General features: G+C 44.7%; 26 protein-coding genes and 1 pseudogene. 21 read left to right on the forward strand and 6 right to left on the reverse strand.

All coding sequences use genetic code 11. The features are described from left to right. Nucleotides 1-188 precede the first annotated feature (188 nt). On the reverse strand, nucleotides 189-920 hold the full coding sequence (locus KNP98_RS02970; RefSeq protein ID WP_088837479.1) for a hypothetical protein: 732 nt from the start codon (nucleotides 918-920) through the stop codon (nucleotides 189-191). 136 nt (nucleotides 921-1,056) lie between these two features. Here KNP98_RS02970 and KNP98_RS02975 point away from each other — a divergent pair, with 136 nt between their 5' ends. The 7 genes from KNP98_RS02975 to KNP98_RS03005 all read left to right on the forward strand — a co-directional run bounded on the left by KNP98_RS02975 (nucleotide 1,057) and on the right by KNP98_RS03005 (nucleotide 7,681). Then, nucleotides 1,057-1,614 carry a GNAT family N-acetyltransferase gene (locus KNP98_RS02975; RefSeq protein ID WP_029330974.1) on the forward strand — a complete coding sequence of 186 codons (558 nt, stop codon included), beginning with the start codon at nucleotides 1,057-1,059 and terminating at the stop codon, nucleotides 1,612-1,614. 8 nt (nucleotides 1,615-1,622) lie between these two features. After that, entirely contained in the window at nucleotides 1,623-2,336 is a 714-nt protein-coding gene (locus KNP98_RS02980; RefSeq protein ID WP_088837478.1) for an alpha/beta fold hydrolase, read from the forward strand. A gap of 89 nt (nucleotides 2,337-2,425) precedes the next feature. Then, the gene (locus KNP98_RS02985) at nucleotides 2,426-3,517 is read left to right on the forward strand and encodes a virulence factor (protein ID WP_214810656.1); all 1,092 of its coding nucleotides are present in this window, start codon (nucleotides 2,426-2,428) and stop codon (nucleotides 3,515-3,517) included. Nucleotides 3,518-3,874: 357 nt separating this feature from the next. Further along, entirely contained in the window at nucleotides 3,875-4,087 is a 213-nt protein-coding gene (locus tag KNP98_RS02990; protein WP_029330971.1) for a hypothetical protein, read from the forward strand. Nucleotides 4,088-4,169: 82 nt separating this feature from the next. Next, the gene (locus KNP98_RS02995) at nucleotides 4,170-4,640 is read left to right on the forward strand and encodes a BsuPI-related putative proteinase inhibitor (protein ID WP_088837476.1); all 471 of its coding nucleotides are present in this window, start codon (nucleotides 4,170-4,172) and stop codon (nucleotides 4,638-4,640) included. Between the two features lie 460 nt (nucleotides 4,641-5,100). Next, nucleotides 5,101-5,916 (forward strand): ammonia-dependent NAD(+) synthetase, encoded by an 816-nt coding sequence (nadE, locus tag KNP98_RS03000; protein WP_088837475.1) that lies wholly within the window; start codon nucleotides 5,101-5,103, stop codon nucleotides 5,914-5,916. Between the two features lie 490 nt (nucleotides 5,917-6,406). Then, nucleotides 6,407-7,681 carry an FAD-dependent oxidoreductase gene (locus KNP98_RS03005; RefSeq protein WP_214766448.1) on the forward strand — a complete coding sequence of 425 codons (1,275 nt, stop codon included), beginning with the start codon at nucleotides 6,407-6,409 and terminating at the stop codon, nucleotides 7,679-7,681. A gap of 144 nt (nucleotides 7,682-7,825) precedes the next feature. Here the strand turns inward: KNP98_RS03005 and KNP98_RS03010 are convergent, their stop codons facing one another. Beyond that, on the reverse strand, nucleotides 7,826-8,215 hold the full coding sequence (locus KNP98_RS03010; protein ID WP_214765263.1) for a disulfide bond formation protein B: 390 nt from the start codon (nucleotides 8,213-8,215) through the stop codon (nucleotides 7,826-7,828). Between the two features lie 65 nt (nucleotides 8,216-8,280). Here KNP98_RS03010 and KNP98_RS03015 point away from each other — a divergent pair, with 65 nt between their 5' ends. The 5 genes from KNP98_RS03015 to KNP98_RS03035 all read left to right on the forward strand — a co-directional run bounded on the left by KNP98_RS03015 (nucleotide 8,281) and on the right by KNP98_RS03035 (nucleotide 13,701). Next, complete coding sequence (locus KNP98_RS03015) at nucleotides 8,281-9,171, forward strand: transcriptional regulator CcpC (RefSeq protein WP_029330966.1); 891 nt, start codon at nucleotides 8,281-8,283, stop codon at nucleotides 9,169-9,171. After that, on the forward strand, nucleotides 9,155-10,267 hold the full coding sequence (locus KNP98_RS03020; protein ID WP_088837472.1) for an N-acetyldiaminopimelate deacetylase: 1,113 nt from the start codon (nucleotides 9,155-9,157) through the stop codon (nucleotides 10,265-10,267). Before KNP98_RS03015 ends, KNP98_RS03020 begins: the two co-directional genes overlap by 17 nt. Before the next feature lie 234 nt (nucleotides 10,268-10,501). Beyond that, a complete protein-coding gene (locus KNP98_RS03025; protein ID WP_029330964.1) occupies nucleotides 10,502-11,890 on the forward strand; it encodes a cytochrome ubiquinol oxidase subunit I in 1,389 nt (462 codons plus the stop codon). Nucleotides 11,891-11,902: 12 nt separating this feature from the next. Next, a complete protein-coding gene (locus KNP98_RS03030; protein ID WP_088837471.1) occupies nucleotides 11,903-12,928 on the forward strand; it encodes a cytochrome d ubiquinol oxidase subunit II in 1,026 nt (341 codons plus the stop codon). Between the two features lie 104 nt (nucleotides 12,929-13,032). Next, nucleotides 13,033-13,701 carry a potassium channel family protein gene (locus tag KNP98_RS03035; RefSeq protein WP_029330962.1) on the forward strand — a complete coding sequence of 223 codons (669 nt, stop codon included), beginning with the start codon at nucleotides 13,033-13,035 and terminating at the stop codon, nucleotides 13,699-13,701. Nucleotides 13,702-13,731: 30 nt separating this feature from the next. Here KNP98_RS03035 and KNP98_RS03040 read toward each other — a convergent pair whose 3' ends face one another. Continuing rightward, entirely contained in the window at nucleotides 13,732-14,508 is a 777-nt protein-coding gene (locus KNP98_RS03040) for a Cof-type HAD-IIB family hydrolase (RefSeq protein ID WP_214810657.1), read from the reverse strand. A 171-nt stretch (nucleotides 14,509-14,679) separates the two neighbouring features. Between KNP98_RS03040 and KNP98_RS03045 the strand changes: the two genes are divergently transcribed. Beyond that, complete coding sequence (locus KNP98_RS03045) at nucleotides 14,680-14,898, forward strand: DNA-dependent RNA polymerase subunit epsilon (RefSeq protein WP_088837469.1); 219 nt, start codon at nucleotides 14,680-14,682, stop codon at nucleotides 14,896-14,898. Then, complete coding sequence (gene rnjA / locus KNP98_RS03050; RefSeq protein ID WP_029330959.1) at nucleotides 14,895-16,562, forward strand: ribonuclease J1; 1,668 nt, start codon at nucleotides 14,895-14,897, stop codon at nucleotides 16,560-16,562. The genes KNP98_RS03045 and rnjA overlap by 4 nt, the downstream gene beginning before the upstream one ends. A gap of 59 nt (nucleotides 16,563-16,621) precedes the next feature. Here the strand turns inward: rnjA and def are convergent, their stop codons facing one another. Next, nucleotides 16,622-17,161 carry a peptide deformylase gene (def, locus tag KNP98_RS03055; protein ID WP_029330958.1) on the reverse strand — a complete coding sequence of 180 codons (540 nt, stop codon included), beginning with the start codon at nucleotides 17,159-17,161 and terminating at the stop codon, nucleotides 16,622-16,624. A 378-nt stretch (nucleotides 17,162-17,539) separates the two neighbouring features. On the opposite strand from def, the gene pdhA reads away from it, so the two are divergent. The 4 genes from pdhA (at nucleotide 17,540) to lpdA (ending at nucleotide 22,412) form a co-directional block, all read left to right on the forward strand. Further along, the gene (pdhA, locus tag KNP98_RS03060) at nucleotides 17,540-18,622 is read left to right on the forward strand and encodes a pyruvate dehydrogenase (acetyl-transferring) E1 component subunit alpha (RefSeq protein WP_026827895.1); all 1,083 of its coding nucleotides are present in this window, start codon (nucleotides 17,540-17,542) and stop codon (nucleotides 18,620-18,622) included. 3 nt (nucleotides 18,623-18,625) lie between these two features. Beyond that, nucleotides 18,626-19,603, forward strand: coding sequence for an alpha-ketoacid dehydrogenase subunit beta (locus tag KNP98_RS03065; RefSeq protein WP_088837467.1), 978 nt, complete (start codon nucleotides 18,626-18,628; stop codon nucleotides 19,601-19,603). 97 nt (nucleotides 19,604-19,700) lie between these two features. Beyond that, nucleotides 19,701-20,996, forward strand: coding sequence for a dihydrolipoamide acetyltransferase family protein (locus KNP98_RS03070; RefSeq protein WP_029330956.1), 1,296 nt, complete (start codon nucleotides 19,701-19,703; stop codon nucleotides 20,994-20,996). Nucleotides 20,997-20,999: 3 nt separating this feature from the next. Further along, entirely contained in the window at nucleotides 21,000-22,412 is a 1,413-nt protein-coding gene (gene lpdA, locus KNP98_RS03075; protein WP_214810659.1) for a dihydrolipoyl dehydrogenase, read from the forward strand. 164 nt (nucleotides 22,413-22,576) lie between these two features. Here the strand turns inward: lpdA and KNP98_RS03080 are convergent, their stop codons facing one another. Beyond that, nucleotides 22,577-24,064: an aminotransferase class I/II-fold pyridoxal phosphate-dependent enzyme gene (locus KNP98_RS03080; RefSeq protein WP_214810661.1), complete on the reverse strand. Its 1,488-nt coding sequence runs from the start codon at nucleotides 24,062-24,064 to the stop codon at nucleotides 22,577-22,579. A 132-nt stretch (nucleotides 24,065-24,196) separates the two neighbouring features. On the opposite strand from KNP98_RS03080, the gene KNP98_RS03085 reads away from it, so the two are divergent. The 3 genes from KNP98_RS03085 to KNP98_RS03095 all read left to right on the forward strand — a co-directional run bounded on the left by KNP98_RS03085 (nucleotide 24,197) and on the right by KNP98_RS03095 (nucleotide 25,839). Next, complete coding sequence (locus KNP98_RS03085; protein WP_029330953.1) at nucleotides 24,197-24,469, forward strand: UPF0223 family protein; 273 nt, start codon at nucleotides 24,197-24,199, stop codon at nucleotides 24,467-24,469. Nucleotides 24,470-24,749: 280 nt separating this feature from the next. Further along, the gene (locus KNP98_RS03090; protein ID WP_029330952.1) at nucleotides 24,750-24,938 is read left to right on the forward strand and encodes a hypothetical protein; all 189 of its coding nucleotides are present in this window, start codon (nucleotides 24,750-24,752) and stop codon (nucleotides 24,936-24,938) included. 121 nt (nucleotides 24,939-25,059) lie between these two features. Beyond that, the gene (locus KNP98_RS03095) at nucleotides 25,060-25,839 is read left to right on the forward strand and encodes an inositol monophosphatase family protein (protein ID WP_088837464.1); all 780 of its coding nucleotides are present in this window, start codon (nucleotides 25,060-25,062) and stop codon (nucleotides 25,837-25,839) included. Between the two features lie 82 nt (nucleotides 25,840-25,921). Here the strand turns inward: KNP98_RS03095 and KNP98_RS03100 are convergent. After that, nucleotides 25,922-26,601 (reverse strand): annotated as a pseudogene (locus KNP98_RS03100) (RNA-guided endonuclease TnpB family protein); the annotation flags it as partial.

Raw genomic sequence — 26,601 nt, forward strand, 5'->3', positions numbered from 1 at the left:
ACTTATCCAAAAGGTTAATCTCATTATAACGAAGTCTCTAAAAGAAGCTAGCATTATTTTATGTGAAAATTCAATTAATTCAAGAGAGGTATTGTATGATATTAGATTTCTTGAAATAATACATGAAAGTATAAAAAAATAAGATACAAAAAAAGCATCCTATCATTTGATGATAGAGATGCTGAAGATCATCGTACCTCAAAATCCCAGGCTTTTTTGCGGTGGACGAATTCACCACGTGCGATGATGGACTCTTTTTCAGACTCAAAGTCTTCCTTTAGCACGGCCATGTCTTCGTAACGACCCGCAATATAAAGAGGAATGCTGAGTTGTCTCGTAAAAACAGAGCGTTTTATATTCGCGAAATCAATTAACACACCTTCGCTGAGCAATTGACGAATATGGATCAGGATTTCAGCCGTCAAAGGACGGGGAGATAACCCACGAAGCTCGTGACGAATCTTTCGCTGGATTAAGACTGAGAGAATTTGCTCGATTCGGGACCAATCTTTTAAATATACTGTTGCCTGAAATCCGTCGTGTTCACTGAAATAGGCGAACTCGTTCTCGACCGATGACGCGAACGGGCTCGGCATACCACGCTTCATATGCATGAGGAATAACAGCTCCGCAACTTCAGGATCAGTTAATGTATCTAAGGAATGTGAAGAGCGGATGTCGATCGCGTTCAATGGATGACGAACGACATCATTCGACGCGGAAAATTGCTCGATTTCATGTGCTTCAACGTAATTGAGCGAAGTACGAAACGATTGTTTGACGGCTTTAAAGTCTGCACCTGAGACAAGTAATGGACGTTTTAAATCTAGCGCAATCATGAAATCAGAAAATGTCACACCAGACATCGTTAAACGATGGTTTTCTGCATCTTCATAAAAATAAAGCATTGTACTTGACATAGCCATCTGCTTCCTTTCTTGACTCATCAATACTTACTATTTCAATAGTAGCAAAACTTCAATCGAGCGAAAAGAATAATTCCTTTTGAAAACGGGCATAATAAAGAATAGAAGCATAAAAAGAGGTGATCAAACGATGTGGGGGTTACGAAAACCATTTCCAGAGTTGACGACGGAACGATTTGTTCTAAGGGAACTTGAAAATAAAGATGCACGTGATTTATTTAAGATTCTTTCAGATGAGGACGTCATGTACTATTACGGATCGGATCCGTTAGCGACTGTGTATGAAGCAAAAAACGTCATTAGTTATTTCAAAGAACAGTTTACACAAGGGAAGGCGATTCGGTGGGCAATCGCTGATTTGCAAACGAACCAATTAATCGGGACAATCGGCTTCCATAATTGGTTAGCGCAGTACCACCGTGCTGAAATCGGTTTTGAGGTCAGTCAAGACTACTGGAAGCAAGGTGTCGCTTCTGAGGCGGCGCGTGCTGTTTTAACACATGGATTCGAAGACTTCGCCCTCCATCGCATCAGTGCCCTTGTTGCACCTGAAAATCTTGCTTCGAATGCACTCGTCCAAAAATTAGGTTTTCAATCGGAAGGATTGCTTGAGGATTATGCCTACAGTCATGGACGTTTTATGGATTTGACAATTTACCGGATGCTTGCATCGGAATGGAAGGGATGAGTTAGTCAATGTCGAAACAAACACTCGTATTGCTACACGGATTTGCTGGAGGAACAGATTATTTTAATCGGGTGGAAGCAAAGCTTCGCTTATCGTTTGATGTCTTGCCGCTGCGACTACCCGGTCATGAAGGAGAGGACGTCGGACCTGACACAGTGGAAGGATTTGCAGAGTGGGTCATGAAGGACTTGGAACGCCGGGAAATCGAAAATCCGATTATCATTGGTCACTCTTTCGGCGGATATATTACGGCTGCGATCGTCGAAGCTTATGCAGATAAAATTGCCGGTTTCGGTCTCGTCTATTCAACGGCGAAACCAGACGCTACTGAAGCGAAACAAAAACGGAATCAAAACATTAGTCGTGTCGAGGAAATTGGAGTTCGGGCATTCGTTGACGGCATGATTCCCGGCTTATTTGCTGAAGGGGCAGATCCGATGCTAATTTCTGAAGCAAAAGAGATTGGTTACATGATGACAGTCGAAGGTGCAATACGCGCTCTAAGTGCGATGCGCGACCGGAGAGATGTCACGAGCGCATTGAATCAAACTTCAGTTCCTGGTGTGATTGTTCATGGTGAAAAAGATGCCCTTATCTCTAAAGAGAGTGCATTTAGCCCGAATAACTCACGGATCAGCTTTGAATCGACGGACAGTGGTCACATGGGGATGCTTGAAACACCGGATGCGTTCTGTGAGATTATCGAGCGTGTATTTGCTTAAACAACATCAAAGCTCTACGGTTCGAATCGTAGAGCTTTTGCGTTGCAATTTCTTTAAAGTTTCTGAATGATGGAGGGGGAGGGATCGATATGAAAATTGTAGCAATTGAACCAACACCAAGTCCAAACAACATGAAAGTCATCGTTGATGAAACATTTTCTGAAAAGGGACAGACCTTTGAACATGCTTTTGGTGCGCCGGAGCACGTAACGAAACTTTTAGACATTCCTGGAATTAAATCAGTCTATCAAGTGAGTGACTTTCTTGCCGTCGAACGTTTTCCAAAATACGATTGGCGAACACTCGTCATCGAAATTCGCCGAGCTTTTGGTGAGAATTTAAGTGATGTCGAAAATCATGAAACAGATGCCGCATTCGAACCTGTGCATCTCTTTGTTCAATTCATCCTCGGTGTCCCGATGCAAATCAAAGGCGTCAAAGGATTAGAAGAAAAACGACAAGGGTTACCGGAAAGGTTTCGGGATGCTGCACTATTCGTCCAACCTTTTGTCCAAAATGTCATTAGTGATCGACGCTGGGTTGAACAAGCCCCACGGTATGGGGAACTGGACGATAGTCTAGAGGAAGTGGCGCAAGAGCTCGAAATCGCCTATCCTCAAGAGCGGGTTGAACGATTGAAAGTACTCGCTTCGGGTGAAGACGTTACGTTTGATGGACAAGCCCTTAGCTCGAGGGACTGGAAAGAGCGGTTTGCAGCACTGGATGAATTACCGATTGATTTAAGCTGGGTCTCGGCTTATGCGAAGATGCTTCAGGATGAAAAAATGCAAATCAGACGACAAGCAATCGTCAAGCTCGGCATGTTTGAGGAGAATCGTCAAGAATTGCTCGAATATATCACGAATGCTTTACATGACCCTTCAGGAATCGTTCGTCGGACCGCAGGGGATACAGTATCTGATTGGGCACTTCCGGAAGCGGAGCCGATGATGATTGAAGCGTTGACCGATAAAAACAAACTTGTTCGTTGGCGTGCCGCGCGCTTTCTATTCGATGTTGGAACGGAACGGGCAGTATCTCGCTTAAAAGAAGCAGCACAAGATAAAGAATATGAAGTCGCACTCCAAGCCGAGCTCGCCTTAGCACGAATCGAGAGTGGGGAAGAAGCACTAGGGACAGTCTGGCAACAAATGAACCGTTTGATTGATGAAAGTTCATAAGAACTTGAAAAAACCATGTTTGGCACAATCATTCGACAAAATCGCGCATGTTTTGTCTAGTCATATTTTACCTATAAGACTTATGTCCTGGCAAAAAAAAGAAGAAAAGACTGTAATGATTTTGAAATGTCTTTGAAATCTGATGATAATCTGCATGTTTCAAAAGAAATGATTTGTTTTTTATATCATCCATTTTATGGGTTAGGAAACCGGCATAAAGTTTTGACATGAATTGTCGAATGACAATTCACCTGCTCTTTTGGACGTTTGGTAAAGTGAAATCAACATAACGGATTCGAGATTAACCGAGTGAGTTGGTTTAACTGAAATCTAACATAACAAAGGAGATGCGGGGACATGATACTTTTTGCAGAAACAGACTTAGCAGTGGGGTATAAAGAACGAACGGCTTCTGGTGTGTACGTTACAATCGAGACAGGTGATAGTCGGACCATCACACTCGTCGCACCGGTCACAGCGACAGATGCGATCTGTGATGAGTTATTCGTAACGGGGATGGAACAATTATTCTCAGGTTCAACCGATGTAACAGAAATGCCTGTTGCTTAATCAGCAACTATGAAAGGGAGATGAGGGAAACCTTGTCTCCTTTTTTGTATGATAAAATGGATGAAAAGAGGGAGGAAACGTCATGAAATGGTCTCGAACACGGTTGCTATTACTTGGATTAGCGCTCATGTTAGTCGGATGTAGTCAAGAAACTAAAAAAGCGGACCTTGCAACAAAAGTGTCGAATCAACCGATTGAAATTGCCGTGTCAGGACAGGCTGTTGGATTGAATACAATAGAGGCAATCGTACGGTTGCACAATCCAAATGACCAAAACGTGAAAATTGCGTATCCTTCATCACAACGCTTTGAATTAATGGTGCGTGATGGACGAAATCACGTGATTTACACGTTTTCGAAAGAACATCTTTTTACACAAGCGATTGAAGAAGAACAGTTTAAACCGTATGAGGAAAAGGAATATGAAGTGACGATTGAATTATCAGATACTAGCGATGTAAAAGAAATCGACGGAATGACTGTTCAACAATTCGAGGGAGCGCGTGACTCGACATCGAAGGTGACATCCGTTATTTCTAAAGGGAAGCTATGATGCTAAACTGAAACTATTGAACTACCTCCACCTATGCTTCGCTAAAAGGTGGAGGATTCCTGAGTTATTCGATCTAATGTTCGAAACTTTATCAGGCTAACCCCGTCGTCCCGACGGTTGAACGTTAATCTTGCCCGTTTCTTTTGAGCGGATGCCTACTCTGCTTGGTTTTCGCTACTTCGGTCATCCGCAAGGTGGACGTTGAAGATTTTACGTGACAGACGAACTTCCTGTCACAACCCTATATCTTCAGTTTCCAAAGAACGTGACATTTTAATTATTCCTGATTTTAATTGTTTTCAAACGAAGAGCGTCGGACAATTGACGTATTGGAAGACACGTCCTGTCCGACGACGATTCATCCCCCACTTGGACTAGGGCTTCGCCCTGAACGTTTAGAAGGGGGAGTATTCTCGTCTAATTTTGGTAAAAAATAGAGAATGAGGAGTGTGATGTGACAATGCAACAAGACATCATTCAAGCGACAGGAGTCAAGCCGGTCATCGAGGCGCATGAAGAGGTGGCGAACCGGATTCGTTTCTTAAAAGAATACTTACTTCATACGGGTGCTAAAGGATTTATCCTTGGTATTTCAGGTGGTCAAGACTCGTCTCTTGCCGGACGGCTCTGTCAACTCGCTGTAGAAGAACTGAGAGCAGAAACAGGACGAGATTTTCATTTTTATGCGGTCCGCCTTCCTTATGGACAGCAGCAGGATGAATCGGACGCACAACTTGCCTTATCATTCATTCGACCAGATCACTCGTTACGCGTTGATATCAAGCCGGCAGTAGAAGCGGCAATGGCTTCATTTGAAGTCGCGACAGGAGAAGTCCTATCTGATTTCAGTAAAGGTAATACGAAGGCACGTGAACGGATGAAAGTACAATATGATCTTGGAGCGCACTTTGGTTGTCTCGTCGTCGGAACGGATCATGCAGCTGAATTCGTCACAGGTTTCTACACGAAGCATGGTGACGGGGCTTGTGATTTAACACCGTTGACTGGCTTAAACAAACGACAAGGAAAACAATTGTTACGTTATTTAGATGCACCTGTCGGATTGATTGATAAAGTACCGACAGCTGATCTAGAGGATGACCGACCTGGTTTACCTGACGAACTCGCATTAGGGATGACGTATGATGAGATTGACGACTATCTAGAAGGAAAAAGCATTTCAACTGCAAGTCAAACGAAACTAGAGACACAGTATAAACGTGTAGGTCATAAACATCATATGCCGGTTTCTCCATTAGATGACTGGTGGAAATGATATGACGATGCTTGCTCTCCGAGGCAAAGTATCTTTTTAAAACGACATCCTTTAGGGGTTTCGTTTCAGACTGTAGACAAAGTGCTATCAGGAGAAAAAGCGTCTTTATTCGTTGCTTTCCTCGGGCGAGGCGCAAGCCGTTGCTCCTTGGTCCTTACGGACAACGAGCAGGGTCTTGTCTGCCTCTGAAAGTGCGTTAAAAACGCACTTTTTCCCGTAGGAGTCAACGAAACATGACGCTTTTTAGCTAATACCGTGACCAAAAAGCCAGGCGTGGAGACGGTTTAGAGCGCAATCCGTCTCGAATCGCTTTGAAGACGAGGCGAGACAGGGAAGCGCGAACGGATTGCATCTCGATACCGTATGTTTACGCTTTTTAATAGTTTGTCTACACGCTGAAACGACATCCTTTAGGGGTGTCGTTTTTTTTGTTTGGAATCGGGAAAAGAATCAAGAAAAGGGAATTGATGCTTAAAAGGAGGTGCGTCGAGTGGAAAAGATTGCAGTCGTCGGTGGTGGGTTAGCTGGTTTATCAGTGGCAGCACTTCTCGCGGATCAAGGAAAGGAAATTCATCTGTACGATGCCGGTTTACTGGGGGGGAGGGCAACTTCGCAAGTGCTTAAAGGATTTACGTTCAATTATGGAGCGCATGCTGTTTATGGGCGTGACCAATCAGCACTCCGTTCATTAATTAAACAATTGAAGCTTAATGTGACATGGCTCGATTTTTCTTCTTCTAAGGCGAAATATGAGTTTGCTGGACATTTGACTGCGGCTCCTGCGAATGCACTCGGCCTGTTGAAGACAGAACTAGTGGAAGGAACCGATAAGGTGCGTTTCACATGGGCGGTCGTTAAAACACTACTGTCACTCGAACGTGGAGAGTCGGAAGTTTCAATTGGGGACTGGTTGGTCCAAGAAAAGGTCGAAGACGATGTCTCAAGGTTAATGCTCGATTTAGCTTCGAGTAATTTTTTCACTTCCGAACCCGAAAATATTCCGTCATCTGTCTATTTTGCGTATTACCGGAAACTATTTCGTACGCGCAAACCGGTTTCATATATTGCTGGAGGTTGGCAAACCTTAATTGATGAACTCGAACGCGTTTTGACGGACTACGGGGGAGAAATCCATCGGAAAACCAAGATTACAGCGATTGAACAAAGTAGGGGAGGTTATCGATTACGCGATCGCCAAAAAAATGAATGGTCGGCTAAGCGTGTAATTCTCGCGATACCTCCTCGCGAGATGCGTAAAGTTGCATTACCATTATCGATCCAGCACTTTATTGAACCATACGCGCAGTTTGAACCAGTCGAAGCCCTAGTCTATGATGTCGGAATCAGTCCTTACATTGATACTCCTTTTTCTTATGTATTCGATCGAGACCATCAAGTCTTCGTCACGGATTTGTCACACTATGATGCAAGCATTTCTCCGAAAGAGGGACAAGTCTTACAAGTCGTCGCATATCTTGATCATAAACAGGTCAGTCAAGCGACATATATTGAAGAAAAAGTACAGCACGCCCATGACTTATTAGATCACCACTATCCAGGGTGGCGAGATCGCCTTGTGACAGAGCGGACGATGAAACGCGCAATCGTTCAAGAAATCAAATGGAAGATGGGACAAAGGCCGTTGCCTTGCTTTTTGGAAGCGGATACGTCGATTGCTTTCGTAGGTGATTGGTGTGAAGGAGAAGGTCAGTTATCGGAATTATCTTTTTCAAGTGCCTACGCGGTGTCGAGGGAGTGGCAGTGAAACGGTCAAGCATAGTATCGGCATCGGAAGGAAATGAAAAACCCGAGCATTCCTGTTATCGAAATGGAATCGCTCGGGTTTCCTGTGCGTTAATTTTTGTAGTGAGTTCTACGTGACGCATTTGTTTGAACAGATATCTGCAACTTATGCACTTTGTTTATTCGGGTAAAAGGCAAGGATCAATAAGAGGGTGAAGGCGATTAAACTCATCATTGGGATTGTCAAAAAACCGAAGTAGTTGACCCATTGAATCAGGCAACCATTCGTACAGAGTGCCTCGCCATCCGGGAGGCGTTCGAGAACAACGTGATAGGCAGCAACTGCCCAACCGATTCCAACATATAGTCGAACGAAAAGAGCATCGACGGGGCGATTCCGAAAGAGTGTAATGATTAAATAAAATGCCGTCGTATACATGAACAAGCGTTGCCACCAACAAAGTGGACAAGGGATGAAACCGCGAACTTCACTGAAGTACAGACTTCCTAAGGTCGCAATCGTTGAGACGATTAACATAAAATGATAGCGTGACATATGTACCTTCCTTCCTAACGTGTTAAACTAATGCCATCTTATATCATGAGGAGTCGAATCTTACATTGCAAGTGTCGGAAATGGAAATGTTGATAACTTTATCGGAAGAGCTGAATATGCGAAGAGCAGCCGAACGTCTTTTCGTCTCGCAGCCGGCACTCAGTCAACGATTGGTTGCGATTGAGCGCAGGTGGGCGACGAAGTTGTTCATTCGTTCTTCCCGTGGATTAAGCATTACGCCCCAAGGAGAAAAAGTCATTGGGCTCGCAAAAGAAATGAATCGAAAAGAATTAGAACTGAAAAGTGAACTGACTGCCGAAGAAGGGGCAGTCTACGGGACCCTTCGGATTGCTGTCGCCTCCATCATGGGTCAATATTGGTTGCCACGCGTGTTGAAACGTTTCGTGGAACGTTACCCGCATGTACGCGTCCAACTCGTAACAGGGTGGTCGAGTGAAATGATGCGGCATATGCTCGAAGAACATTTTCATATCGGCATCATTCGAGGTAATCCGGACTGGAAGGGCGTCAAGGAACGGTTGTTCTCAGACCCGCTCTATCTTGTTGATAGTGAGTTGACGACGCTTGAACAGTTGCGTAAGACGGACCGACCATTCATTCAGTTCAAAAGTGATTCGACGTACTATCAAGAAATACTCGAGTGGTGGCAGGATCGTTTTTCAAGTCCGCCTGCGCGGACGCTCGTCGTCGACCAAATCGAAACTTGTAAACAAATGGCGTTACACGGCATTGGATTCGCGATTTTACCAGAGTCAACGATTCAAGAATCGAGCGAAGTGATGCAGATTCCGTTGAAGACGTCTTCGGGTAAAGTACTGAAACGCGATACATGGATTTTATCGACGGAATCCATGCTTGAGTTAAAACAAGTCCAAGCCTTTTGGGACATCGTAAAAGAAGAAGGGGGAAGTCAGTCAGATGGAATACGCGATTGAAATGCGAAGAGAACTTCATAAAATACCTGAATTAGGATTCAAGGAGTTCAAGACGCAAGCCTTTATTTTAAATCAGATTCGCTCTTATCCTGAAGACCGCGTCAGCTACGATACGTTTGAAACAGGTGTTTTCGTTCGTGTTAAAGGGTTGACCGGAAATCGAACAATCGGTTACCGCGCAGATATCGATGGTTTGCCGATCGAAGAAGCGACGGGTCTTCCTTTTGGTTCGGAGCATCCGGGAATGATGCACGCCTGTGGGCATGACGTCCATGCGTCAATTGCGTTAGGTCTGCTTCGTCGTCTTGTCGAGTTACCGATCATGGATGACGTCGTCTTCTTATTCCAACCGGCAGAAGAAGGTCCGGGTGGAGCGGAACCGATGATTAAAAGTCCATTATTCGAAAAATATCGTCCGAGTGAAATGTATGGTCTCCATGTGGCACCTGAATATCCGGTCGGGACAATTGCGAGTCGTCCTGGCGTATTATTTGCCAGTGCGCGGGAAGTTCACATCACGATTTATGGTCAAAGTGGTCATGCTGCATTTCCACACTTGACGGTCGATACGGTCGTTGCTCAGGCTGCACTCATCATGCAGTTGCAAACAATCGTCAGTCGATCAATCAATCCGATGAATTGTAGTGTCATCACGATTGGCAAGGTCGATGCGGGGATTCGTGAAAATGTTATTGCCGGTCGAGCTGTGCTAGATGGAACGATGCGTGCGTTGAACGGTACTGATATGGAAAAATTAGAAGAACGGGTACGTGACATCGTTCGTGGAATTGAAGCGTCATTTGGCGTGAAAATTGATTTGCAATTTGGAAACCGCTATTACGAAGTCGTGAATGATCAAAACGTCGTCGATAAATTTTCTTCATTCGTTAAGATGAATGCAAATTATGTTGAATGCGACGCTGCGATGACGGGTGAAGACTTTGGATTCATGTTAAAAGAAGTCCCAGGCATGATGTTTTGGCTTGGAATCGATAATCCAACGTCCGGTTTACATCAGCCGACGTTGAATCCGGATGAAGAGGCGATCCCATTTGTGATTAATTTACTGGATCATTACTTCCGTGAATATGTGTAAACTGAATGAATCGTAAAAAGACTGTAGAAATGCCCTTTACTTCGCCTCAAATCGAAGTAAAGGGTTTTCATTTAGCGAGATCATCTAGTTTTCGAACGTTTTGTGAAGAAAATCACGAATAGATGTGAACAATTTGTTACATCAAACATTTAGAACAGACACAAATGATTATGTTCTCTATGATACGGATATAAACATATATAGAAGTACGTTTAGGAAGAGGGGGGCACACACATGTTCAATGATCCAGTTATGCTCAGTCGATTATTGACAGGGCTCACATTAGCATTTCACATCATTTTTGCAACGATTGGTGTAGGAGTTCCGTTGATGGTACTCGCAGCCGAGTACATTGGAATTAAACGAAAAGATCCAGATTATATTCTTTTAGCACGACGTTGGACGCGCGGTTATATCGTAACGGTAGCGGTCGGAGTCGTTACGGGGACGGCAATCGGATTACAATTATCGCTCTTATGGCCTTCATTAATGCAAGTAGCCGGACAGACGATTGCTTTGCCACTCTTCATGGAAACATTCGCCTTCTTCTTTGAAGCGATCTTCCTTGGGATTTACTTGTACACATGGGATCGCTTTAAAAATCCATGGTTACACTGGTTAATCGGGATTCCGGTCGTCATCGGGGCAACGGCGTCAGCCTTCTTCATCACGACAGTTAACTCGTTCATGAATTCTCCGGAAGGTTTTAAAATTGTCAACGGAACGTTAACACAAATCGAACCGTTAAAAGCGATGTTCAATACGGCAACGCCAACAAAAGCGACACACGTTATTGTATCTGCTTACTTGACGGTTGCGTTCATCTTAGCAGCAATTGCTGCGTTCCATCTATTGCGCAAGAAAACACTGTCCGCAGCCGAGACGGCGTATCACAAAAAGGCACTTCGTCTGACAGTCATGGCTGGATTGATTTTCGCCTTCTCGACAGCGCTCGTCGGTGATTTTTCAGGAAAGTACCTTGCGAAATATCAACCTGAAAAATTAGCAGCAGCGGAGTGGCATTTTGAAACGACAAATGAAGCAGAATTGATTTTCGGTGGGATTTTGGATGAGCAAGAAGATGGTAGTTATGACATCAAAGGTGCGGTTAAGATTCCGTACGCCTTGTCAATTCTTGCAGGTGGCGCACCAGATACAGAAGTCATCGGTCTAAATGAATTTGCGAAAGAAGACCAAGCGCCGTTATTCGTCCACTATTTCTTCGATATCATGGTATCGATCGGGATGTATTTAGCAGCGATTTCCGCCTTGTTCATACTCGCATTCCGACTGAAGAAGTTGAACCCGTATAATAAATGGTTACTGCGCGGTATTTTCATTGGTGGACCACTTGCCATCGTTTCGATTGAAGCAGGTTGGATGTACGCGGAAATCGGACGTCAACCATGGACGCTATATGGTATTATGAGAACGGCTGACGCAGCGACGACATCTACTGCAGTCGGACCGATGCTGATTCTATTCAGCATGTTGTACCTCTTACTTGGTACGATTTGTACAGTCGTATTGCTCCGTATGTTTAAGAATAATCCTGTCGGTAAAGAACTCGCAGACGATCACCATACTCGCGGTGAAGCGATGTTTGCGGACGATAAAGAATAAGGAGGGAACGAGTTGGACATTCAAACACTAGGAATAACCGTACTTTGGACGTTCCTCTATGGATATCTCATCGTTGCCTCAATTGACTTCGGTGCTGGATTTTACGCATTTTACTCGAAATATACAAAACGAGATCATTTGACGAATCGATTGATTTTACGTTATCTTTCGCCCGTTTGGGAAGTGACGAACGTTTTCTTCGTTTTCTTCTTTGTTGGTCTCGTCGGGTTTTTCCCGGACACAGCTTATTACTATGGAACGGCACTTCTCGTGCCTGCATCAATCGTACTCGTTCTGATTGCGATTCGCGGTAGCTTTTATGCCTTTGCGAACTACGGTTCGAACGATAGTATGTTCTATACGTTTCTCTATGGTGCGACGGGGCTCTTGATTCCGGCTGCGATGTCGACGACGTTGACGATTAGTCAAGGTGGCTTTATTCGTAAAACGAATGAAACGGTTGAGTTTTTAGGGACGAAATTGTTTACGAACTTTTATTCCTGGTCAGTCGTAGCACTTGCGATTGTCTCTGTCCTTTATATTAGTGCGATGTTCCTTTTGTTCTACGCAGATAAGGCGCGAGATGTAGGGGCGAGTGACTTGATTCGGAAATGGGCGCTCTTTTGGAGCATTCCAACGATCATCGTCTGTGGACTTGTGTTCTTTGGTTTAAAAAATCAAGCCGCATGGCATTATGAAAATATTTTGAATGGTAACTGGTGGTGGTTCGCAGCAAGTTTTGTGTTCTTCTGTGTTGCAGTCGCACTCGTCTACCTGAAGCGGAATTATGGAATTGCCTTTATCGCTGTCATGGCTCAATACGGAGTTGCATGGTTCGGATACGGCTATACTCATTTACCGTATATCTTATATCCGTACATCGATATCAATAAAGCGGTCGTTAACGAAACAATGGCGACGTCGCTTGTCGTAGTCTTTATCTTCGGACTATTATTATTGATTCCGGCACTCTATCTGATTTTACGATTGTTCCTGTTTGATAACGATTATGTCAGAGGCGAAAAAGTAAAAAAATAGCGAGATCTTAAACGCCTTCACGCACTGTGAAGGCGTTTATAGTATTTTAAGAAGGAATCGGGTACACTACTACTGACGAAGCGAAATCTGAAGGAGAGTTGAACATGAATGGAGAGTTTGCAGTAATTGGTTTGGGGCGTTTTGGTGGTTCAATCGTCCGTGAATTATCGAAGAATGGCTATGACGTTCTAGCGATTGATTCGGATGAAGAACGTGTCAATGAATACATGGGGATTGCGACACACTCCGTCATCGCGGATACGACGGATGAGAACGTATTGAAAAGTCTTGGAATTCGAAACTTTGATCACGTCATCGTTGCGATTGGGGAAAACATTCAAGCTTCGATTTTGACAACGTTGATTTTAAAGGAACTCGGTGTTAAATCAATCACTGTCAAAGCGACGAACGATTACCATGAAAAAGTATTGCGGAAAATCGGTGCTGACTTCATTGTCCACCCGGAACGTGACATGGGGGTTAGGATTGCGAACGGCCTGATGAGTTCGAATATTTTGGATTATCTTGACCTGTCTCAAGAATTCTCAATCGTTGAAATCAAGGTCAGCGATCGCATGGCAAACAAAACGTTGATTGATCTTGATTTACGAAGTAAGTACGGCGCGAACGTCGTCGCCATCAAACGGGGAGAAAATGTCATGATTTCGTTACAAGCTGATGAAGTCATTGAAAAGGGCGACTACCTTGTCGTCATTGGAGAAAACGAAGACTTGGATCGTCTCGAACGAGCCATCCATAAAGTAAAAAGCTGAGGGATCTCCTCAGCTTTTTTTGTATCCCTTTTAAATTAATTGGAATTTTTTTAAACCGTGCGCGATGCCGTCTTCAAGAATGTGTTTTGTGACGAAGTCGGCGGCGGCTTTTGTTTCGTCTAATCCATTGCCCATCGCGATGCCTGTTCCGACGTAGCGGAGCATCTCGAGATCGTTCAGCGCGTCACCGAAAGCAAACGTATCTTCACGTTTGATATCCGTTAAACGGAGGAATTGTTTAATTCCATCGGCTTTCGACGATCCGGCATTGATGACGTCCATCGCTTGTGGGTGCCAGCGAATGAAATCGAATGCTTGATAGTTTTGCGTATAAATCGATTCTTCTTCTGCCTGACAATAGACGAGGGTTTGGAAGATATCGTGCGTCTCGTAAGCTTCTTCATTATAAGCAGGGAGGGGAATATCGAGCGCGCCGAGTGACGTCGCGACGGTCTCGTCTGTTTGACGCGTCGTGAAGCCTTGTTTCTCGCCGAGATAAACAAGTGTGTGCCCATTCTCTTTTGCACGTGATGTTAAATGTTTCAAATCATCGACGGGTTGCGGACGTTTATAGATGACTTTATTTTGATGAACGACGATTTGACCGTTGTAGCCAATGACGGTATCGATGCCGAGTTGCTCACGGACGCCTGACAGCATTGCAGGACCACGCCCGGTCGCGATGGCGACGTAAACGCCGTTTTCCTGTAGTTGTTTGATTGCCTGTTTTGTCGATTCCGGTATGAAATGACCATCGTGAAGCAAGGTTCCATCGATATCGAAAAAGACGACTTTTTGATTTGCCATGGTTTCACCTTCTCTATTTAATTGGCTGAATAGCCGTTTACAAATGAAAGTATAGCATAGCGCCTAGGTTCAAGCAGATATCAGTTGTTGAATAAGGATGAAAAAATGAACCGTTTTCGTGTATACTAATCTAAGGACAAAAAACAATGGACTGATAAGGAGTTGCTAAGTATGATTTTTAAAGTATTTTATCAACCGCTTCGTTCGGAAGCACCAGTAAGAGAACGGACAGAGGTTATGTATGTTGAAGGAGAGAGCATTCGTGACGTGCGAACATCGATTGATCATCTCATCAAAGACATTAATGTTGAATTCATCCGCGAAGTAAGTGGAGAATTCCTAGAGTACGAAAAACAAAGTGTTGACTACAAGGTAGCGACGTTCGCATGAAGTTCGTCAAAAACCACCAAGCAGCCGTATTCGCACTCGGCGGTTTAGGAGAAATCGGGAAGAACACATATGTGGTTCAATTCCAAGATGAAATCATCGTCATTGATGCAGGGGTCATGTTCCCAGAAGATGAATTGCTCGGAATCGATTATGTTATTCCAGATTACACGTATTTAATCAAAAATAAAGATAAAGTCAAAGGTGTGTTCATTACACACGGACACGAAGATCATATCGGCGGACTTCCTTTCTTATTAAAACAAGTGAACTTACCGATTTATGCGGGGAAAATTGCCCTTGGTTTAATCAAGGTCAAATTAGAAGAGCATGGTTTGTTACGGACGGCGGAACTTCATGAAATTGATGAGGACTCGATCATCAAGTTCCGGAAGACAAGTATTTCTTTCTTCCGGACGACGCACTCGATTCCAAATTCGTTCGGTGTCGTCGTAAAAACGCCACAAGGCAATATCGTCCATACGGGGGACTTTAAGTTCGACTTCACACCAGTTGGGGAGCCTGCTGACTTAGCGAAGATGGCAGAACTCGGGAAAGAAGGCGTACTTTGTCTCTTATCTGACTCGACGAATGCTGAAGTTGAAGGATTTACGATGAGTGAACGGGTTGTCGGTGAAACGATTTCGGACATTTTCCGGAAAGCGGATGGACGAATCATCTTTGCGACGTTCGCCTCGAACATCTATCGTCTCCAACAAGTCGTCAATGCCTCGGTCGAAGCAGGACGGAAAATCGTCGTCTTCGGTCGAAGCATGGACAAGGTCATGATGATTGGACAAGAGCTTGATTTCATCAAGGCACCTAAAGGAACAATCATCGAACCGAATGAAATGAAACGGTATAAATCGAATGAAATTACGATTCTTTGTACAGGTTCGCAAGGAGAGCCGATGGCAGCGTTAAGCCGAATCGCCAATGGGACACACCGTCAGATTTCAATCATTCCCGATGATTTGGTCATCTTCTCGTCTTCACCGATCCCAGGAAACGTTGTTTCGGTCGGGAAAACGATCAACCAGCTGTATAAAGCAGGAGCAGACGTGATGTATGGTAAGCTCAATGATATCCATACGTCAGGTCACGGTAGTCAGCAAGAGCAACTCTTGATGCTGCGCCTACTCAAGCCGAAGTACTTCATGCCGATTCATGGTGAATACCGCATGTTGAAAAAACACATGTCGCTTGCGATGGATGCGGGTGTTCCGGAAGAGAACTGTTTCGTCATGGATAACGGTGAAGTCTTAGCACTCGATGCCAATGCAGCAGCGATCACTGGTAAAATCCAGGCGAATGCGGTATACGTCGATGGAAAAGGGATTGGAGATATTGGAAACATCGTGTTACGCGATCGTCGTATTCTTTCGGAAGAAGGACTTGTCGTCGTCGTCGTCACACTCGACTCGAAAACAAACCGTCTTGTTTCTGGACCGGACATCATTTCTCGTGGATTCGTCTACATGCGTGAATCAGGCAACTTAATTAAAGATGCCGAGCGCTTGTTGAAACGTTCGTTAGAACAATCATTAACGAACCGAAACACGAAGTGGACAGATATCAAACAAGTCATCAACGATACATTAACACCTTATTTGACTGAAAAAACACAACGTCATCCGATGGTCATGCCGATCATTATGGAAGTTTAACGAAAAAAGCCATTTCCTGAATCAGGAAATGGCTTTTTTGTTTCAAGGCGTGGAAGAGCTCATGTGGCAGGTCCATATTCCTTGAATGGTTCTTTTTTATCGATTCGATCGTAAAACATGATGCCGTCTAAATGGTCATATTCATGCTGGCAAACGATGGCTTTCATACCTTTTAATCTTAATTTTACAGGAATTCCGTTATGATCGATGCCAGTAAGGGTAATACGCATATAGCGTGGCACGTGACCTTCGACTTCACGGTCGACGGATAGGCAGCCTTCACCACCAGTTAAAAACGTCTGTTCGACAGAGTGGCTGATGATTTTCGGATTATAGATTCCGAACTCTAAAAGATCGTCGCCGTCTGGAAGTCGAATCGCGAACATCCGCTTATTGACACCGATTTGAGGAGCAGCAAGACCTATCCCGCTACGCAAATCGTACTTTTCAGCTATTTCATCATCTTGACTGTTAGCAAGAAACTCGCGCATCAAGCGCATCGTTTCTTTATCTTCCTCACTGAGTGGGAAAGTAACTTCCACCGATCGTTCGTGAAGCGTCGGAACTTCTTCGCGTACGATTTCATTCATGGTGATCATGAACAACACCCCTTTCATCTATAAAAATTATAGCACAAGCGAAAGGGGAAATTCATAACTAACACAGTTACAAATAGTTGAATAGTACAGAAGGAGAAACAGAAGGTTTTTGTGAAAGGCGTCACAAATGACGGTCGTAAAAAAAAATAAAACATTTCCTTTGATTTTATAGGCGTTACAGTTTTATACTTGTAACGTAATGAACAAGACATCAAATCGTGTCGAGTCATGTTAATACAGTTTACTCAACTGAATAGGTACACAGATATATGTTCAAGAAAGGTCACACGGGACTTCGATTTTTGAACACTATTGGTATGTGGGCAAATCAGTCAGAGGAATATTTCGCTGAGCACAGTGAAAGGATGAGGTGAAAAGATGAACTTAAACATGTTTAAAAACGTGGAAGAAAACTTTGAAACGTTCCGCATTCTTGACGAGAAAGGTGAAGTCGTCAACAAAGACGCTATGCCGGATCTCTCAGATGAAGAATTAACGGAATTAATGCGTCGTCTCGTATACACACGTATCTGGGACCAACGTGCAATCTCACTCAACCGTCAAGGACGTCTTGGTTTCTATGCTCCAGTAGCAGGACAAGAAGCGTCAATGATCGGAACACAATTCGCACTCGATAAGGATGACTGGATTCTTCCTGGATACCGTGATATTCCACAGATGGTCTTCCATGGCTTCCCACTCTACAAAGCATTCTTGTTCTCACGTGGACACATCACAGGCGGTAAGATTCCTGAAGGTGTGAACGTCTTAATGCCACAAATCATCATCGGCGCACAAATCGTTCAAGCTGCCGGTGTTGCACTCGGTCTTAAGAAAAGTGGTAAAGAGCAAGTAGCAATCACATATACAGGTGATGGCGGTTCTTCACAAGGTGATTTCTACGAAGGAATGAACTTTGCTGGAGCATTCAAAGCCCCTGCAATCTTCGTTGTCCAAAACAACCGTTTCGCAATTTCGACGCCGGTTGAAAAACAATCAATGGCAAAAACAATTGCACAAAAAGCGGTCGCTGCCGGCATCAACGGTATTCAAGTTGACGGTATGGACGTTCTCGCAGTTTACGCTGCAACGAAACAAGCACGTGTCGAAGCACTCAACGGTGTACCGACATTGATCGAAACACTCACGTACCGTTACGGACCACACACACTCGCTGGTGATGATCCGACACGTTACCGTACAAAAGATATGGATGATGAGTATCAAGCTCAAGATCCACTCGTTCGTTTCCGTGCGTTCATGGAAACAAAAGGTCTTTGGAACGAAGACAAAGAAAACGAAGTCATCGAGCAAGCAAAAGCTGATGTGAAAGAAGCACTTGCACAAGCTGACAAAGAACCAAAACAAAAAGTTACTGACTTCATCAACGTGATGGCTGAAAAGTTACCACAAAACCTGCAAGAGCAGCTTGATGAGTATACAGCAAAGGAGTCGAAATAACCCATGGCACAAATGACGATGATCCAAGCGATCACTGACGCAATGCGCGTCGAGATGAAACGCGACGAGCAAGTTCTCTTGTTCGGTGAAGACGTCGGTAAAAACGGTGGGGTATTCCGTGCGACAGAAGGTCTTCAAGATGAATTAGGCGAAGACCGCGTCTTCGATACACCACTCGCCGAGTCAGGTATTGGTGGTCTTGCAGTCGGGTTCAGCTTGACTGGTTTCCGCCCAATCATGGAAATCCAATTCTTCGGTTTCGTTTTCGAAGTGTTCGATTCAGTAGCAGCTCAGCTCGCGCGTCTACGTTACCGTTCAGGTGGTACGTACAGTGCACCAGTTACAATCCGTTCACCATTCGGTGGTGGCGTTAAGACACCAGAACTTCACGCGGATAACTTAGAAGGATTGATGGCTCAGTCACCAGGACTTAAAGTCGTCATCCCGTCAACTCCGTACGATGCAAAAGGTCTTTTGATCGCGTCAATCCGCGATAACGACCCAGTCGTTTTCCTTGAGCACATGAAACTCTACCGTTCATTCCGTGGCGAGGTTCCTGAAGGGGACTACACGGTCGAACTCGGTAAAGCAGACATCAAACGTGAAGGTACAGACGTTACAATCGTCACGTACGGCGCGATGGTCCACGCTTCACTTAAAGCAGCTGAGGAACTTGAAAAAGAAAACATCAGCGTCGAAATCATCGACTTGATGACAATCAGCCCAATCGATATCGATACAATCGTTGCGTCAGTTAAGAAAACGAACCGTGTCGTTGTCGTTCAAGAAGCTCAAAAACAAGCAGGTGTGGCTGCAATGGTCGCAACTGAAATTCAAGAGCGTGCAATTCTTGATCTTGAAGCACCGATTCTTCGTGTAACGGCTCCAGATACAATCTTCCCATTCGCACAAGGTGAAGACGTCTGGATTCCAGACCACAAAGATATCGTTGAAAAAGTAAAAACAGTTTACAATTTCTAAGCGTGATTCGGAAAAAGGAGAGGGGAAATTCTCTCCTTGCTTCCGTTTTAAAGATAACAATTGACTAGAAGAGTGAAATAAAAGGAGGCATATTCAAATGGGTTTATTTGAATTCAAATTGCCGGATATCGGTGAGGGTATTCACGAAGGCGAAATCGTAAAGTGGTTCGTAAAAGCGGGCGACACAGTAAAAGAGGACGACGTTCTTCTTGAAGTTCAAAACGATAAAGCGGTCGTTGAAATCCCGTCACCAGTTGATGGTACAGTCAAAGAAGTAAAAGTAGACGAAGGTGTCGTTGCTGTTGTTGGTGACGTATTAATCTCATTCGACGTCGAAGGTGAAGGTTCAGCTCCTTCTGAAGAAGCAGCTCCTGAACAACCTAAAGCAGAAGAAAACGCAAAAGATGTCCAAGACACGGATCAAAAAGTCGAAGACAAGCCGACTGAAGTTCAAATCCACAAATCAGAACGTGTCATCGCGATGCCTTCTGTCCGTAAATATGCACGTGAAAAAGGCGTCGACATCCGTGAAGTTCAAGGTTCTGGAGACAACGGTCGCGTCGTTAAAGAAGACATCGATGCATTTGCAAACGGTGGTCAATCTTCTACTGCACCAGCTTCAGAAGAAAAAGCATCTGCACAAGCATCTGCTCCTAAAGCTGAAGTGAAACCGTATGTTGCTGCTCAACCTGAGCTTGAAACACGCGAAAAAATCAAAGGTATCCGTAAAGCGATTTCGAAAGCAATGGTCAACTCGAAACATACGGCACCACACGTAACACTTATGGACGAAGTCGATGTAACGAACCTCGTGGCACTCCGCAAAAACTTCAAAGAAGTTGCTGCAGCACAAGGTACGAAATTGACTTACCTTCCGTTCGTCGTTAAAGCATTGACTGCGGCTGCTAAAAAGTACCCGACTATCAACGCTTCAATCGATGATGCTAACGAAGAAATCGTCTACAAAAACTACTTCAACATCGGTATCGCAGCGGATACAGATAACGGACTTGTCGTACCTGTCGTCAAAGACGCAGATCGCAAATCAATCTTCTCACTCGCTGATGATATCAATGATTTAGCTGGTAAAGCACGTGATGGTAAACTTTCTGGTGAAGAGATGAAAGGCGGATCGATCACAATCACAAACATCGGTTCTGCTGGCGGACAATGGTTCACACCTGTCATCAACCACCCGGAAGTTGCAATCCTCGGTATCGGCCGTATTGCTGAAAAAGCAGTCGTTAAAAACGGTGAAATCGTTGCAGCACCAGTACTTGCACTTTCATTCAGCTTTGACCACCGTCTCATTGATGGTGCAACAGCACAAAACGCGCTTAACCTAGTTAAACGCTTGTTGAACGACCCACAACTTCTCATTATGGAGGGATAAGCAATGGTAGTAGGTGAATTCGCACAAGAAACAGATTTACTCGTAATCGGGGCCGGCCCTGGTGGTTATGTCGCTGCAATCCGTGGCGCACAACTCGGACTTAAAGTAACAGTCGTCGAACGTGAAAACGTCGGTGGTGTTTGCTTGAACGTTGGATGTATCCCGTCAAAAGCGTTAATTACAGCTGGACACAACTTCCAACATGCAAAAGGTTCGGACTCAATGGGGATCACATCTGAGAACGTTGCAGTCGATTTCTCGAAAGTTCAATCTTGGAAACAATCAGTCGTTAACAAATTAACGGGTGGTGTTGGCGGCCTTCTTAAAGGTAACAACATCGAAACAGTCGTAGGGGAAGCATACTTCCAATCTGAAGATACAGTTCGTATCATCAACGAAGATTCTTCAACACCTTACAAATTCAAAAAATGTATCATTGCAACAGGTTCGACTCCAATCGAACTTCCAGCGTTCAAATGGTCTAAACGTGTCCTTTCTTCTACAGGCGCATTGAACCTTCCTGAACTTCCGAAAAAACTCATCGTCATCGGTGGCGGATACATCGGAATGGAGCTTGGTACAGCGTATGCTAACTTCGATACTGAAGTTGTCATCTTAGAAGGAACAAAAGACATCCTTTCTGGTTTTGAGCCGGCAATGACACAAGTCGTTAAGAAAAAACTCAAACAAAAAGGGAACATCACAATCCACAACGAAGCACTTGCACAAAGTGTGGAAGAGACAGAAGACGGCGTTAAAGTAACGTTCGAAGTGAAAGGTGAAACACAAACAGTTGAAGCGGACTACGTCCTCGTCACTGTCGGTCGTCGTCCGAACACTTCTGATCTCGGTCTTGAGATGGCTGAAGTTAAACTTAGCGAGCGCGGACTTGTCGAAATCGACGATCAGTGCCGTACGTCTAACGAAAACATCTACGCAATCGGGGACATCGTTCCTGGACCACCACTTGCGCACAAAGCATCTTTCGAAGCGAAAATCGCTGCTGAAGCTGCTGCTGGACACCCGGCATACCTCGACTATAGCGCGATTCCTGCGGTTGTCTTCACAGACCCAGAACTCGCAACAGTCGGTTATACAGAAGCACAAGCGAAAGAAGAAGGTCTTGATTACCTCGCTTCTAAATTCCCTTATGCTGCAAACGGTCGTGCCCTTGCACTCAACGAGCCAGACGGCTTCTTGAAAATGATCACACGCAAATCAGACGGTCTCTTGATCGGTGCTCAAATCGCTGGTACAGGCGCATCTGACATGATCGCAGAGATGGGACTCGCAATCGAGTCTGGAATGACTGCTGAAGATATCGCACTCACAATCCACGCACACCCTTCACTTGGTGAAATCGCGATGGAAACTGCTGAAGTTGCAATCGGTAGCCCAATCCACATCATTAAATAAGCTTTAAGCCCTTAAGCGGGGAGCCGACCGTTTAAGGGCTTTTTTTCATTATCATATGCAAGAGGCTAAGGTATGGTCTTGGTAAAATAAAAAGTACGGGCGAAGGATTTGATATCCTGCGCCCGTACTTTTTTGAGAAGCTGTAACGTCTGCTTTCGTTTGAATCATCGAATGGCATTCGATTGTTGAATGACTTTAATTGTTTCGAGTGAATGATCCTCAAGCCCTTGGACAGGAAGACCCGCTTCGATATTTTCTTTAATATACGCTAAGTTATCCGTCGTAATCATCTCACCTGGAATGAAGATCGGGATGCCCGGCGGATAGACCATCATGAATTCCGCAGAAATCCGTCCTACGGCTTGCGCGAGCGTAATCGTTTCCGTTTCTTCGTAGAAGGCATCGCGTGGACTTAATGCGAGCGCAGGTATGTCCGGCAACATGATAGAATGTGAAGTTGTTTTCGCACCTGTATCACGGTACCGCTCAACGAGTTCAGTCATTCCAGTCAGTAAGGCGTCAATCGTTTCCTCAGAGTCGCCTGAAGTGATGATTAAGAGGATGTTATTCAAATCTGATAGTTCGACTTCAATCCGGTGTTCTTCGCGTAAGAACTCTTCGACGAGGTGACCAGAAATACCGAGTCCTTTGACCGAAATCAATACTTTAGTCGGGTCGAACGCGAAAGTCGCACTCGAATGTAAGTCCGATTCACCGAAGACGGCGAGGTAAGGCAACTTAGCGAGACCCATTCGCATCCGTGTCGATAGTTCAAGTGCGCGTCGGTTCATTGCCTCACCATTGATCGCGAGGTGGCGCCGTGCGCAATCGAGTGAAGCGAGTAACAGATACGATGTTGAAGTCGTCGTCAACATCGAGAGGACAGTCTGGACTTTATCGGGCGAGACCAGACCTCGGCGGACGTTCAAGACAGAACTTCCTGTGAGTGATCCACCCAGTTTGTGTACACTCGTAGCGGCTAAGTCAGCCCCTGCTTGCATTGCTGATAGCGGCATATCATCGTGGAAGCCGATATGGACGCCGTGTGCTTCGTCGACGAGGACAGGGATCCCTTTCCCATGAGCAAGCTTGACGATGCTCTCAAGGTCGCCTGCGACACCGAAGTACGTCGGGTTAATGACAAGTATCGCCTTCGTATCAGGATGAAGACTGAGGGCACGTTCGACGGCACTTGGTGTGATACCGTGAGCAATTCCAAACATTTCATCAAATTCAGGGTGAATGAAAATCGGGTGCGCTCCAGAAAGAACGATAGCCGACATGATCGATTTATGGACATTTCGCGGAACGAGGATTTTATCGTCCGGACCGACGACGCTCATGATCATTGCCATGATTGCCGTTGACGTTCCTTGGACAGAGAAAAACGTTTCATCTGCATGGAATGCTTGTGCCGCCAATTGATGGGCATCTTTGATAATCGTTTTCGGATGATGTAAATCATCGAGTGGAGCGATGTTGATTAAATCGATATCGAGTGCATTTTGACCGATGAACGATCGAAATGCAGGATCCATTCCTTGCCCATTTTTATGACCAGGAATATGAAATTGAATTGGTTGACGTTTCGCATGCGCGAGTAGCGCATCGAATAAAGGTGTATCGAGCTGTGTTAAGCTTTTTGTTTGCACCAGATTTCCCCCCTTAAAACCGAATAAAAAAACAATCAAACAAGCTAACTATAACAAGTTTTCATAACGTTGCAACTGTTTTATCTTCGATTTCATTGTAAAATAAGAATCGTGAAGAAAGGATGTGTCAGGATGGCTCTTAATTATCCCATCAACCCAGACTGGTCGACGAAGGAAATCGTCACCGTCATTGATTTTTTTAACATCGTTGAAGAAGCTTACGAAAAAGGTGTGTCACGTGAAGAATTTATGCGGACATATAAAGCCTTCAAGAAAATCGTGAATGCGAAGTCGGAAGAAAAACAACTCGATCAATTCTATTTCGAAGAAACAGGTTGCTCCAGTTACCGTGCGGTCCAACAAGCAATCAAACAAGACGAACCGATTTTACGAATGAAAAAATGAAGAATGATTAAGAGAGAAAGGCGAGGATTCCATTCGGAATTCCTTGTCTTTTTTTAGTGTGCATCCTACATATATCCTGAAAGGGAAACCGATTAGTTGTTTAGAATAAAGAAAAATGGGTTATATATTACATACAAGACGATATCGTTAAACTGTAATTTTTAAAAATAGATGCTTTACATCTAAGTTGAATCGTACTATTATAGATTCAATCCACTAATTAGTCGCAATTGTCTGATAATTAAAACGTTCATTTATCTCGCGAAGGAGTGTGGTTACTGTGAAACAAGTAATAGAAGCATACAAGAGAAAAGATGCAGAAAAACGCATTCCGGTATTGCGTCTCGAAATTGATTATGAGCTCGCAACATTGCACGATGCAATCGTAGAAAGTGATGCAGAAGCGGTTGGTGCCAGTAAAGAGCGTCTCGAAAAATACCGCCAAGAAATGGTGTTATTAGAGGCATGATTCAGTAAACGATAAACTAAAAATCAAATAAATTAAATCAATCAACCAGCGAAAATTTTCGCTGGTTTTCTTTTTTTGTTACTATGGAAAAGACAGGAATCATATAAAAGGAGTGAGGCGCATGCAAGGCATAGAGTTACATGCTATCGATTTAATGAAACGAGCGGGTAAATATATCCGTCAGATGATAGACCATGCGTATCATATCGAAGAAAAAACGAATAAAAGTGACTTAGTGACGGAGATTGACAAAAATGTCGAAGATTTATTAATTGAAGGTATCCTGAATCAGTATCCAGATCATCATATATATGGAGAAGAAGGGCGTGCGGCGCGACCTGAAACATTGGGTGGCACGATTTGGTTCGTCGATCCGATTGACGGCACGATGAATTTCATTCGCCAAAAACGCTTATTTGCGATTTCGATTGCCATCATGGTAGAGGGCGAACTTCAGTATGGATTTGTGTATGACGTCATGGCGGATGAGATGTTTCATTGCATTAAAGGACAGGGCGCATTCGAAAATGGAATTCGATTAGCGCCAATTGAAGAGAAGCCGGTTAGTGATGCGATCATCTGCATGAATGCAACGTGGGTGACTGCCAATCGAAGAATTGATGCAGCATTGCTAGCGCCACTCGTAAAAGACGCTGTTGGGGTTCGGGCAGTCGGTGCCGCCTCGCTTGAACTCGCCTGGGTCGCCGCGGGGCGTGTTGACGGCTACATTACGATGCGAAACATGCCATGGGATTACGCAGCTGGACAACTGTTGATTGAGGAGCTTGGAGGGCGCGTCGGGACGATTGAAGGCGACGCGATGACTTTCCAAGAACAAACGAGTGTTCTTGCAGGGAGTCGGACATTTGTCGCAGACGTATTGACGTATGTAAACAAATAAAACGCCCTTGAACTACCTCCACCTACGCTTCGCTTAGAGGTGGAGGATTCCTGAGTTATCCGACCTGACGGTCGAAACCTGATCAGGCTAACCCCGTCGTCCCGACGGTTGAAGAAGCTAAGAGGCGTTCAGCTTCTTGTTTGAGGTTCAGTCCTGCGTTCACATCACGGTCGTGGTGGATGCTGCAACTCGGGCATGTCTATTCACGCAAGCCAAGATGTTTCACGTCTTTGTGTTGATGTCCGCAACTGGAACACAGTTGACTAGAGGCGAAGGTCTTGCCGACTTTCACGACGGTCTTTCCGTACCATGCCGCCTTGTATCCGAGCATGCGGAAGAACTCCGACCAACTGACCTCAGAGATGGACTTGCTCAACTTGCGATTCTTCTGCATGTTCTTCACTTGCAAGGTCTCGATGCCGATGACGTCGTGGTTTTTGACGATCTCGGTCGACACCTTGTGCAGGAAATCGGTTCGCTTGTTGGCGATCTTCTCGTGGATGCGGGCGACCTTTCGCTTCTGCTTCTGGTAGTTCTTCGCCTCGGAAAGTGTTACTTTCTTGTCCAAGGCCAACCGTTGACGACGAGAAAGCTTGCGTTGCTCGCGCGCCAGCTTTTGCTCAAGCGAACGGAAGTAACGGTCGTTCTTGTATACCGTGCCGTCCGACAGGACGGCGAAGTGCTTCAATCCGACATCGACGCCGACGGATGAGCCCGTCTTCGGCATTTCGTTGCTCTCCTGCTCGACGAGCAGGGAGACGA

Source organism: Exiguobacterium sp. s127 (genome assembly GCF_018618695.1).
GTDB lineage: Bacteria > Bacillota > Bacilli > Exiguobacteriales > Exiguobacteriaceae > Exiguobacterium_A > Exiguobacterium_A oxidotolerans.

Coding starts and splice junctions, on each gene's coding strand:
- KNP98_RS02970 (WP_088837479.1), bottom strand. CDS start 920: ATGTCAAGTACAATGCTTTATTTTTATGAAGATGCAGAAAACCATCGT.
- KNP98_RS02975 (WP_029330974.1), top strand. CDS start 1,057: ATGTGGGGGTTACGAAAACCATTTCCAGAGTTGACGACGGAACGATTT.
- KNP98_RS02980 (WP_088837478.1), top strand. CDS start 1,623: ATGTCGAAACAAACACTCGTATTGCTACACGGATTTGCTGGAGGAACA.
- KNP98_RS02985 (WP_214810656.1), top strand. CDS start 2,426: ATGAAAATTGTAGCAATTGAACCAACACCAAGTCCAAACAACATGAAA.
- KNP98_RS02990 (WP_029330971.1), top strand. CDS start 3,875: ATGATACTTTTTGCAGAAACAGACTTAGCAGTGGGGTATAAAGAACGA.
- KNP98_RS02995 (WP_088837476.1), top strand. CDS start 4,170: ATGAAATGGTCTCGAACACGGTTGCTATTACTTGGATTAGCGCTCATG.
- nadE (WP_088837475.1), top strand. CDS start 5,101: ATGCAACAAGACATCATTCAAGCGACAGGAGTCAAGCCGGTCATCGAG.
- KNP98_RS03010 (WP_214765263.1), bottom strand. CDS start 8,215: ATGTCACGCTATCATTTTATGTTAATCGTCTCAACGATTGCGACCTTA.
- KNP98_RS03020 (WP_088837472.1), top strand. CDS start 9,155: ATGGAATACGCGATTGAAATGCGAAGAGAACTTCATAAAATACCTGAA.
- KNP98_RS03025 (WP_029330964.1), top strand. CDS start 10,502: ATGTTCAATGATCCAGTTATGCTCAGTCGATTATTGACAGGGCTCACA.
- KNP98_RS03035 (WP_029330962.1), top strand. CDS start 13,033: ATGAATGGAGAGTTTGCAGTAATTGGTTTGGGGCGTTTTGGTGGTTCA.
- KNP98_RS03040 (WP_214810657.1), bottom strand. CDS start 14,508: ATGGCAAATCAAAAAGTCGTCTTTTTCGATATCGATGGAACCTTGCTT.
- KNP98_RS03045 (WP_088837469.1), top strand. CDS start 14,680: ATGATTTTTAAAGTATTTTATCAACCGCTTCGTTCGGAAGCACCAGTA.
- rnjA (WP_029330959.1), top strand. CDS start 14,895: ATGAAGTTCGTCAAAAACCACCAAGCAGCCGTATTCGCACTCGGCGGT.
- def (WP_029330958.1), bottom strand. CDS start 17,161: ATGATCACCATGAATGAAATCGTACGCGAAGAAGTTCCGACGCTTCAC.
- pdhA (WP_026827895.1), top strand. CDS start 17,540: ATGAACTTAAACATGTTTAAAAACGTGGAAGAAAACTTTGAAACGTTC.
- KNP98_RS03065 (WP_088837467.1), top strand. CDS start 18,626: ATGGCACAAATGACGATGATCCAAGCGATCACTGACGCAATGCGCGTC.
- KNP98_RS03070 (WP_029330956.1), top strand. CDS start 19,701: ATGGGTTTATTTGAATTCAAATTGCCGGATATCGGTGAGGGTATTCAC.
- lpdA (WP_214810659.1), top strand. CDS start 21,000: ATGGTAGTAGGTGAATTCGCACAAGAAACAGATTTACTCGTAATCGGG.
- KNP98_RS03085 (WP_029330953.1), top strand. CDS start 24,197: ATGGCTCTTAATTATCCCATCAACCCAGACTGGTCGACGAAGGAAATC.
- KNP98_RS03095 (WP_088837464.1), top strand. CDS start 25,060: ATGCAAGGCATAGAGTTACATGCTATCGATTTAATGAAACGAGCGGGT.